The organism is Sphingorhabdus buctiana (assembly GCF_042680825.1).
Classification (GTDB): Bacteria; Pseudomonadota; Alphaproteobacteria; order Sphingomonadales; family Sphingomonadaceae; genus Sphingorhabdus_B; species Sphingorhabdus_B buctiana.
Map to the genome: position 1 here is coordinate 363,510 of NZ_JBHUEL010000010.1, position 9,543 is coordinate 373,052.

Sequence of the window (9,543 nt, forward strand, 5' to 3'; positions counted from 1 at the left end):
CATCAGACTGACACCTCCATCGCTAGCGGTGCAATCCTTTTGACACTGCCAGGAAACCCTGTAGGAGTCCATTGACGTCAATGTCTGCGGCATCGGGCTCCATCAGGGCTGCCTCCACCGCCTCTGGCTTCAGAAGAGGCACCAATCCGAGCGCCTCGTCTTTGGACAGCCGTTGAGCCAAGGGATTGGTGGACTCCAAGTTGTGCCAATGTGCATTTAGTTGCGGCATCTGGTCTTGACTTGCAACCATCAGAGCTCCGCGGCTCGACAGCAGGGGATAGTCAGTGAACCCCTGAGGTGGCTCATCAAAGAACGCACGACTCGCGTGGGAAAGTGCGCGAACTTGCGCATTTCCGTAACTGGCCATGAACAGCGCAGCCGAGCGGCCTGTGGAGTGATACCCAGGTTGAGACTCACGCTCCAGGACCACTACCCGGCCGTGTCGTGACAGCCAGTAAGCCACCCCTGCTCCAGCGATACCGGCACCCACGACGAGGAAATCCGCATCGTCTTGAGCTGCTGCAGCCTCACGCCAGTCGTTGCGTTGCTCGTTGGTCTTGAACATGAAACCTCTCGTTTGTCTCGCTGCTGGCGTCCTGACGCCAGTCAGCCGTGTCTTGGAATCTGCAAATTACAAGATGCTTTTTGCAAATACGCAATTTTTATTGCATATCCGCAAGCTTATGTTGGGCTGTCGCACTGGCAAAATCCGACAAAGCACAGCCTGTACGCACCGTCATGACATCCACACCCTCTCCTTCGACCGACGGGATTGTTCCCCGTCAGCACCAATGGCATTCGCTGCAGCGGCGCAATGCTGCGGATGCGCTATGAAAATCGCTCCTGGTTGAATCAGTTCGATCATGTGCCGCAAACGCGAAAAATCGTTAGCCAATGTAGCATAAGCGACAGAAATTGGTGCTACCGGAATACCGACGCTCATAGCCGCCAGCACAAGAAGCGCGTGATCGGTGGAGTTCTCGGAAATGATTGCTAGGGTCAGTGATCTGCCCCCTTCTGAGTGGCCCAATTTCTATTTTAGGAATGGCCACGAAGGAGGAATGGAATGGCAAGGAAGCACAAGCCGGAAGATATCATTGGCAAGTTGCGTGAAGCGGAGATCGTGCTGGCGCAGGGCGGAACGGTTGCAGATGCCTGCCGGCGGATCGGCGTTACCGAACAAAGCTACTACCGTTGGCGCAAGGAGTATGGCGGATTGAAGATGGATCAGGCTCGGCGGATGAAAGAGCTGGAGAAGGAGAATGCCCGGTTGCGCCGGGCGGTATCCGACCTGACGCTGGACAAGCTGATCCTGCAGGAGGCCGCAAAGGGAAACTTCTGAGCCCTGCGCGCCGAAGGCGCTGTATCGATCATATCAGGGACATGATGCCAGTGTCCGAGCGCCGGGTCTGCCGTGTGCTTGGGCAACATCGATCGACACAGCGCAAGACGCCGCGTGGGGCTGATGACGAAGCCACACTCACTGAAGACATCATTGCCCTGGCCAGACAATATGGTCGCTACGGCTATCGCCGGGTGACCGCCTTGCTGCGCGATGCCGGCTGGCATGTGAACCGCAAGCGGGTGGAGCGCATCTGGCGACGTGAGGGGCTCAAGGTGCCAAAGAAGCAACCGAAGCGTGGAAGGCTCTGGCTCAATGACGGATCATGCCTCCGACTGCGACCAGAGTATCCGGGCCATGTGTGGTCCTACGACTTTGTCGAGGGCCGCACGCACGATGGTCGTAAGTTCCGTATCCTGTCGATCATCGATGAAGCCAGCAGGGAGTGCCTGGCTCTGCCGGTTGCGCGACAACTGCGCAGCGAAGATGTGCTGGCAGCCCTGGCTGAGCTGTTCGTTACGCGAGGGCCGCCAGCACACATACGGTCAGACAACGGCCCCGAGTTCATCGCCAATGCCGTCCAACAGTGGCTGGCCAAGATCGGCGTGAAGACGCTCTACATCACACCCGGCAGCCCATGGGAGAATGGCTACTGCGAGAGCTTTAATGGCTCGATGCGTGATGAGCTCTTGAACGGGGAGATCTTCTACACCTTGGCTGAGGCAAAGATCCTGATCGAAGCCTGGCGCCGCCACTACAACACTGTCAGGCCACATAGCTCCTTGGGGTATCGCCCACCAGCCCCGGAAACGGCGACACCGCTATGGCAGCCCTCCGGTTCCGCTTCGCTCCACCTGCGGTCACCCATGGCGCCGGAGGCAATCTTGCACTAACAATTAACGCGGACCACTCAGTGGGGGCCGGTCAATCGCGCTCCGACGGTTTCAGGATGAAAGCGTTGCCGACGCTAGTGGCGACAGCGCCCATCCATAGCGGGATCATCGCCGGGAAGTTGAACGGCGTGATGCCCGCACCAATGCCCAATGGCTGGCGCATCGAATAGACGTCGATGCCCGGACCCGCGCCCTGCGTATATTCACCCTTCAGCACATGCGGTAGGCCGCAGCAGAATTCGACGACCTCGAGCCCACGCTGGATATCGCCCTTGCTGTCGGCGATCACCTTGCCATGCTCGGCGGAGAGCAAGTGCGCCAGTTCGTCCATATGCTTTTCGATCAGCGCCTTGAAATCAAACATCACGCGTGACCGGCGCTGCGGGTTCATCGCTGCCCATGCCGGCTGTGCCGCCTGTGCAGCCGCAACCGCCTGGTCGAGCACAGCCTTGTCGCCGAGCGCCACACGCCCCTGCACGCCGCCATTATTGGGGTCCATGATATCGCTGAACCGCGAAGCCGCAGGCGCACCGCCTACCAGAAAATGATCTATCTGACGCATATCGTCTCTCTTCAAACAATACGGAAACAGATGCGAGATTATACATTTGCAGGCAACATACATATTTGCTAGCCACGCCTGCAATTATGCAGGTTCAGGACTGGAACGACTATCAGGCATTTATTGTTGTTGCTCAAACTGGGCAGATCGCACGCGCCGCCAAGAAAATGGGCGTCGATGCGACAACAGTCGGTCGGAGGTTGCGTAGATTAGAGGCGCAAATCGGTTCAACCTTGTTCGAGCAAACGCGCGAAGGCCAGGCATTAACCGAAGCTGGAGAAAAGCTGCTGGCTTCAATTGAGATAATGGCGACAGCTGCAGAAGCCGCACAGCCAACGCAAGTCAGCGGACGAGGCCTGAGTGGAACACTACGCATCAGCGTGGCTGAAGGCTTTGGGTCCTGGTTTCTGACCCGACACATTCCGGCATTTGTCGAGCGCTTTCCAGATCTGCATCTGGATTTGGTTGCAAGCAGCGGCTTCTTGAGCCCATCCAAACGTGAGGCGGACATTGCTGTCATCCTCTCACGACCAAAAGCCGGGCATGTCATCGCGCAAAAACTCGCAACATACAAATTGCGGCTCTACGCCAGCAAAACCTATCTTGCCGAAAATGGCGTGCCTTTGGCGCTTTATGAACTTGGAACAGAGCATCATTTAATCGGCTATATTCCCGACCTGCTCTATGCGCCCGAACTCAACTATCTGGACGATCTGGTGCCAGGCTTGAAGCCTGACATTCGTTCTTCGAGCATTATCGCGCAGCATCGGCTGATTTCGGTCGGTGCCGGTATCGGGGTACTCCCCTGTTTTATTGGAGATATCGATGAAACACTGACGCCGATATTTCCAGAGAACAGCATCAGCCGCAATTTTTGGCTCGTGACCCACAAGGACAATCGTTCACTCGAGCGGATTAAGGCTGGCAAGGATTGGTTGCTGGAAATCTGCAAAGAGGACATTGGAATCCTTAATCCAGGTGCATTGGTCTCCCAACAAAATCTCTCGTCAAACCTGTGACGTCACAAAACCACACTCAAGCGGAGTTTGGGGTAGGGCAGCTTGCTTTAAGCTAAAGTCGTCCCGGCTGTCGCTAACGAATTTAAAATCTAGAAAGGGCGCAACTAACCTTATTTTCGTGTTGGTTGAGCAATCTTTGTGGCGCACTGCGCATGTTATGCATCGCGGATGCAGAACGACCAATCTTTAATCGAATATCAGAGTGACACTCGAAACTGTTGCACCATTCTGTGTGGCACTAGTCAGTTTTCTGCCACTGACTTACCTGGCTGGGTTCATGAACCAGCCCAAGCTGTCCAACGGCGCAAGTTAACGGTTCTGGATCAGTCAGAAGGTCTTCTGACCGTTGACGACATCGCGGCATATTTGCGCGTCTCCACAAAAACGGTGCGCCGCCAGATAGCAGCGGGGCACATTTCAGCAATCCGAATTGGTCGATTGATCCGTGTAAGTGCGGAAGAGCTCATGCGCTTGACTGGAATTAAATATAATAGAGTTATCAGTAATAAATAAAAGTATCGTGAATAGGTTATTCAAGTAACAGGGTTAAAATAGTGATATACTTATTCACGAATGTCCAATATAGATCACTAATGTCGTCACGACATAATTTAGGCTTTTACGATGGTTGAACATAGTAATATTCCAACGCTTGCAGATGTTCTGGTACGGATCGACGCCATGGAAGAAGGGACGCGTCGGCGCGATCTGCGGAGCGCGGTCTTGAGCTTCTGTAAAGCGGTGGGCAAACGGCCCGAGGAGATCTTGGTTATCCCGCACGAGATCCGTGCGCTGCGCGAAGCCGTGCAGCCCTTGGCGATTGGTATAAGCAAAGCGCGCTGGGCCAACATCTGTTCGGGCCTTAACAAGGCGATTGCGCTGGTGCGGGATCTGGTGCCGAGCCGCAATACCACGCCGTTGCTTCCCGACTGGGAGGAGTTGCTGGATGTCTTGCCTAACCATCTTGTACGCAAGATGTCACCAGGCGCGCGGTATCTCAGTGGGAAGGGCGTCGCGCCATCTGCGGTGAGCCTTGATGATTTGCTCGGTTATTGCGAAGCAATCAAGACTAACCGGATGCGCCGCAATGCAGAGCATGCAGCCGACGATTTTTTATGGGCCTGGAACCGGACGGCCCAGCAATATCCAGCTTGGCCGCAAGTGCATATCCCGCGCGAAGACAAGCGCGACACTTACAGCTTGCCGTTAGAGACATTCCCGCCTTCCTTTGCAGTCGACATTGACGCCTATATCGGTCGGCTCTCCCAAGGGATTTTGTTCGATCTCGATGACGACGACGAAGACGAGGATGAAATCGACTTTGGGCCTTTGAAGCCGGTTCGCCCAGCGACCGTTGTCACCCGTCAGCGGCAATTGCGTGCAGCAGCGTCAGCTTTGGTCCATTCTGGAGTAAATCCCGCCGAGATCACGTCGATTGCTACACTAGCCGCTTTGCCGAATGCGAAGCGGATCCTCCATTTCATGATGCAGCGCAATCCCGATGGCCAAAGCTCGGCTGGTGTGGCTCAACTGGCGATCTTCATCGCCAAGATTGCGAAGCATTGGGTCAAAGTGGACACGACCCATCATGACAAACTGAAGCGGCTTGCCTCGCGGGTCGCGGTTCCTGTCTCGGGGATGACAGCCAAGAACCGGGACCGGCTGCGTGTCTTCGATGATCCAGAAATGGTCGCTGCCTTTGTCTGTTTACCGGACACTATCCAAAAAGCGGTCGAGAAGGACCGGCGCGCACCCAAGCTCAAGGCTCATCTTGCTCAAATGGCGGCAGCGATCGCGATCCAGATTGTTATCCCGTTGCGCCGGACCAATCTGGCCGCGATCGATATCAACCGGCATTTGGTTGCCAATCGTAACGGTGTGTATCTTGTCATTCCTGAAGCCGAGACCAAAAACCGCGAGCTGATCAACTTCCAGATCCCAGGCTTCGCGCTGGAGGTCGTCAAATGGTACATCCGTGATTACCGGCCCTATCTGGTGGCCGGCGAGAGCAGCGCGCTCTTTCCCGGGCGTGGTGGTGCCCTCAAGTCTCCCCATACGCTAGGGCTTCAGCTCAAAAAGACGATCAAGCAGTTCCTCGACATCGACTTCAACATTCACCTCTTTCGGCACGCGGCTGGTAAGATTTTTCTCGACATAAATCCCGGCAATTATGAGGTGTTGCGCCAGCTGTTACGGCACAAGTCCATCAACACCACCACAAGTGCTTATTCCGGTGCCGAAACCCGGCAGGCCGGTCTGCTGTATGCCAATATCGTGGAAAATCTGCGCATAGCCCATGCACCGCGCCGCAAAGCGAAGGGGAAGAAGTCATGAGCGGCGGCAAATATGGGCCTAAGAAATGCCCCGAACGGGCCTGTGCACCGGTTGAGCTATGGCCCGATGGCGATCGGGCCATCTGGATGGCAGCGATCACACCCACGAGCATCCTTGAGGAGGCGGGCGGCGAACTCAACCATTTGGCGCCGATCAGCCAGACGAAGACCGCCAAGGGCTGGGGACGGTTCATCACCTATTTAAGGATACATGATGCAGACTGCCTTCAGCTGCCACCCAATGAGCGTGTCACCTTGCGACGGGTTAGGGCTTATGTGCGCCATCTCCAGGGGTTGGGTAACAGCAGCGCAACGATCCTATGCCGACTACAGGAGCTTAGCGATGCGCTGAAAATCCTGGCACCTGATGACAGTTTTGCGTTCATCAACCGCATCGCTTCCCAAATACGCGCAAACCATCGCCCGGCGCGCGAGAAGCACAACCGTGTCATGGCAGACGAGGTCGCATCACTTGCCTATAAGCGCATGGAAGAAGCGGAAGCGTCTGACAGTGCTATTGATGCAGCAGTGCAATATCGCGATGGGCTGATCTTGCTGCTGCTCGTCAATCTGCCGTTGCGCCGCAAGAACTTCGCCGAGCTCACCATCGGCGAAAGTCTGGTGCACCGTCAGGGTCAGTGGTTCATCAGCTTGACGCCTGCCCAGACCAAGACCCATGCGCATTTTGAAGCGGCCCTCCATCCGGGCCTTGTCTCGTGGCTCGAGACATATCTAGCGCAGCACCGGCCCGTTCTCCTTGCACGGGACGGGCGCTGGAAGAACGATCCGGGCGAGCGCCTATGGATCTCTAAACATGGGTCAGCGCTGACACAAATGGCGCTTTATGACCGCGTCACCCGGCTTACCGGCGAAGCTTTAGGGGTATCCATCAGTCCGCACCGGTTCCGCGACATGGCAGCATCGACAATCGCCAGCCATGCGCCTGAGTATATCCATGCAGCTGCACCACTGCTCGGACACACGACATTGCGGACAACCGAGAAATATTACCGCCAAGCCCGCGCACAAGAGGGGCAGAAGCGCTATGTATCAACGGTGGAGAAATTGAGGGAGAAGGCGAATGGCTAGGCAGTATGACGCAAATGCATTGAGCTATCTGACAATGCCCAATGAGCAGGCATTTAAAGAAATTGCCTCCGATAACGAACTCAGCGACGAACAGCTGTTCGTCCTGAAACACACCGTGCGTAAGGGTCTGGACGAGTGTCGCGATTTTCACCGCAAGCAACTCAAACTGCCCGATCAAAGCGCAATGTTGGACTGCGCGGATGACGTCATTCACCATTTCGATAAACTCGAGACGCTGATCCGCAATAATCGCAGAAGTGTGGATGTAATGACAGTCCCAGAAACCGTCGGGGCATTAGGACGACTCTTGTCGTTCAGCGCCGTTAGTGAGTTCCTTGGCGAGCGCGGTTCAGACCGAGATTTCAGACCAGAGCTCAAAAAGATCGAGCAATCCGAAGGTGAAGCTGCGACCCTTTTAAAACTTGAACAGGCGCTGGCCCTTCCAAAGGAGAGGGCCGACATTGAACAGCGAACTGAGTTGTTCCTCTTCATCATCTGCAAGCTTCGCGAACAATTTATGATCTGGCGGGATGCGCAACCGACAGATGTCGGAGGTTCGCCCGCGGAGCCATTCAGAAGAATCATGATTTTTGAATTGGCCTGCCAAGCCACCAGCATTCTGGGCGAGCGCAAGGGACGACCGGCTATTTCAAGAACTGGCGGAGCTCGATTTATCAAGCTGACACAGGATGTTCTGGAAAACTGTGGGATCAAGAGTGTCGGTGATAACGCCGATGCAATTAAAAACTATTTCAAAAATACAAAGCTTTGGGCGGTGATCAGTCACTATAATGATTTCAAGCCCCGCATAAGGGTATAACCCCCGTGATTTACTTCCCAGTTGCACACACTGCCATGTGCCCGGGCTGCGGCATATTGACCGCATGGCATCGCCGGAGACCTTCGACGCAGAGCAATACGCGCCCTCGCTTGGCGAGCAGATGGTCGTGGTCTCCTGCGACATTCCTGAGGACTGCGCAATTAGCGGTGCAGAACTTCACGCAATCGAGCGCCTTCTTGGCGACGATCTTATCCAACTTCTCAACGCCTGAACTGGCGGCATGGTCCGTGTCGCCTGGCGAGGCGATCGAGGACAATTACCATGACCTTTAGTCCCTCAAAAACGGCTGACAGCCAGCTCCCGAAGCGCGCGGTTTTGTATCTGCGCGTCAGTACCGGCCGTCAGGCGGCGGGCGATGTCTCGCTGCCATCACAACGCGATCTGAACCGGCGCTATTGCGAAGGGCAGGGATGGGATGTTGTCGACGAATATGTCGAGCCCGGTGCCTCTGCGACTGATGATCGCCGACCAGTGTTCCAGCGCATGCTGGAGGACGCGAAAGCGGCTGATCGTCGCTTTGATGTCATTTGTGTGCACAGCTACTCACGCTTTTACCGCAACGGCGCAGAGATGGAACTCACCATCCGTAAGCTCAGGAAGCTAGGTATCGAGGTTGTCTCGGTCACACAGCCCACGGGCAATGATCCAGCCCAGGAGCTTATGCGGCAGATCATTGGCGTCTTCGATGAATATACTTCGCGGGAGAATGGCAAGAACGTCACCCGCGCAATGCGCGAGTCCGCCAAGCAGGGCTTTTGGAACGGTGCGCCGCCGCCATTGGGTTATCGGGCAGTAGAAGCCGAACGGCGCGGCGCAAAGATCAAAAAGAAGCTCGATGTCGACCCTGTCGAAGCTGAACTCGTCCGGTTGATCTTCAAGCTCTATCTTGAAGGCGATGGAACCACTGGTCCCTTGGGCGTCAAAGGTGTTGCTTCCTGGCTCAACACAAATGGCTATCGCACGCGCCGCGGCGCAACCTTTGGTGTCGGACCCTTACACGGCATATTGACCAATCGCTGTTATGCGACCGGCAAATGGCCTTATGGGGTTCGCAATGCACGGACAGGCGAGCTTAACGATCCAGCCGGCATCGTCGAAATCGATGTGCCGACAATCATACCTCTCAACGTATTTGAAAATGTCCAGGCGCGGTTGGCAAATAACAGTCCAAAGGTCACAGCGCCGCGCGTTGTGAATGGGCCAACTTTGCTCACGGGGCTCGCGGTATGCGCAACATGCGGATCAGGGATGACCCGCTCGGGTACTACGCGCAGACACAAGCGTTATAGCTATTACAGCTGTGCCGGTTGCAAACAGCGGGGCAAGTCCGTTTGCAAAGGCCGAAACATTGCGATGGAGAAGCTCGACAAGCTCGTCATCGAAAGCATGGCGGACAAACTGTTGGTGCCCCAGCGCGTATCGCGAATCCTTGAGGGCCTCATCGAGCGCCATGCCGAGAAGGAT

The 9,543-nt window shown here is 55.6% G+C and carries 9 protein-coding genes and 1 pseudogene; 8 read left to right on the forward strand and 2 right to left on the reverse strand.

The genetic code is table 11. From position 1 onward, the window contains the following. Nucleotides 1-22: 22 nt before the first annotated feature. Entirely contained in the window at nucleotides 23-565 is a 543-nt protein-coding gene (locus ACFSAG_RS12520; protein WP_381515292.1) for an NAD(P)/FAD-dependent oxidoreductase, read from the reverse strand. A 501-nt stretch (nucleotides 566-1,066) separates the two neighbouring features. Between ACFSAG_RS12520 and ACFSAG_RS12525 the strand changes: the two genes are divergently transcribed. Next, nucleotides 1,067-2,235 (forward strand): IS3 family transposase gene (locus ACFSAG_RS12525; protein ID WP_381515295.1). Its coding sequence is split into 2 segments (ribosomal slippage): nucleotides 1,067-1,328 and nucleotides 1,328-2,235, totalling 1,170 coding nucleotides; the frame shifts between segments, so codons are not numbered across the junction. 34 nt (nucleotides 2,236-2,269) lie between these two features. Here ACFSAG_RS12525 and ACFSAG_RS12530 read toward each other — a convergent pair. Beyond that, nucleotides 2,270-2,797, reverse strand: a pseudogene (locus ACFSAG_RS12530) (aldehyde dehydrogenase family protein); the annotation flags it as partial. Between the two features lie 86 nt (nucleotides 2,798-2,883). Between ACFSAG_RS12530 and ACFSAG_RS12535 the strand changes: the two are divergent. From ACFSAG_RS12535 to ACFSAG_RS12565, 7 genes are all read left to right on the forward strand, one after another. Continuing rightward, nucleotides 2,884-3,816 carry a LysR family transcriptional regulator gene (locus ACFSAG_RS12535; RefSeq protein ID WP_381515298.1) on the forward strand — a complete coding sequence of 311 codons (933 nt, stop codon included), beginning with the start codon at nucleotides 2,884-2,886 and terminating at the stop codon, nucleotides 3,814-3,816. A gap of 168 nt (nucleotides 3,817-3,984) precedes the next feature. After that, nucleotides 3,985-4,329 (forward strand): helix-turn-helix domain-containing protein, encoded by a 345-nt coding sequence (locus tag ACFSAG_RS12540; RefSeq protein WP_381515301.1) that lies wholly within the window; start codon nucleotides 3,985-3,987, stop codon nucleotides 4,327-4,329. A gap of 111 nt (nucleotides 4,330-4,440) precedes the next feature. Further along, the gene (locus tag ACFSAG_RS12545; protein WP_381515304.1) at nucleotides 4,441-6,150 is read left to right on the forward strand and encodes a hypothetical protein; all 1,710 of its coding nucleotides are present in this window, start codon (nucleotides 4,441-4,443) and stop codon (nucleotides 6,148-6,150) included. Next, the gene (locus tag ACFSAG_RS12550; RefSeq protein WP_381515307.1) at nucleotides 6,147-7,238 is read left to right on the forward strand and encodes a tyrosine-type recombinase/integrase; all 1,092 of its coding nucleotides are present in this window, start codon (nucleotides 6,147-6,149) and stop codon (nucleotides 7,236-7,238) included. The genes ACFSAG_RS12545 and ACFSAG_RS12550 overlap by 4 nt, the downstream gene beginning before the upstream one ends. After that, the gene (locus ACFSAG_RS12555) at nucleotides 7,231-8,058 is read left to right on the forward strand and encodes a hypothetical protein (protein ID WP_381515310.1); all 828 of its coding nucleotides are present in this window, start codon (nucleotides 7,231-7,233) and stop codon (nucleotides 8,056-8,058) included. Before ACFSAG_RS12550 ends, ACFSAG_RS12555 begins: the two co-directional genes overlap by 8 nt. Nucleotides 8,059-8,122: 64 nt before the next feature. Beyond that, complete coding sequence (locus ACFSAG_RS12560) at nucleotides 8,123-8,290, forward strand: hypothetical protein (protein WP_381515314.1); 168 nt, start codon at nucleotides 8,123-8,125, stop codon at nucleotides 8,288-8,290. Between the two features lie 50 nt (nucleotides 8,291-8,340). After that, a partial coding sequence (locus ACFSAG_RS12565) for a recombinase family protein (protein WP_381515317.1) occupies nucleotides 8,341-9,543 on the forward strand: 1,203 nt, incomplete at its 3' end.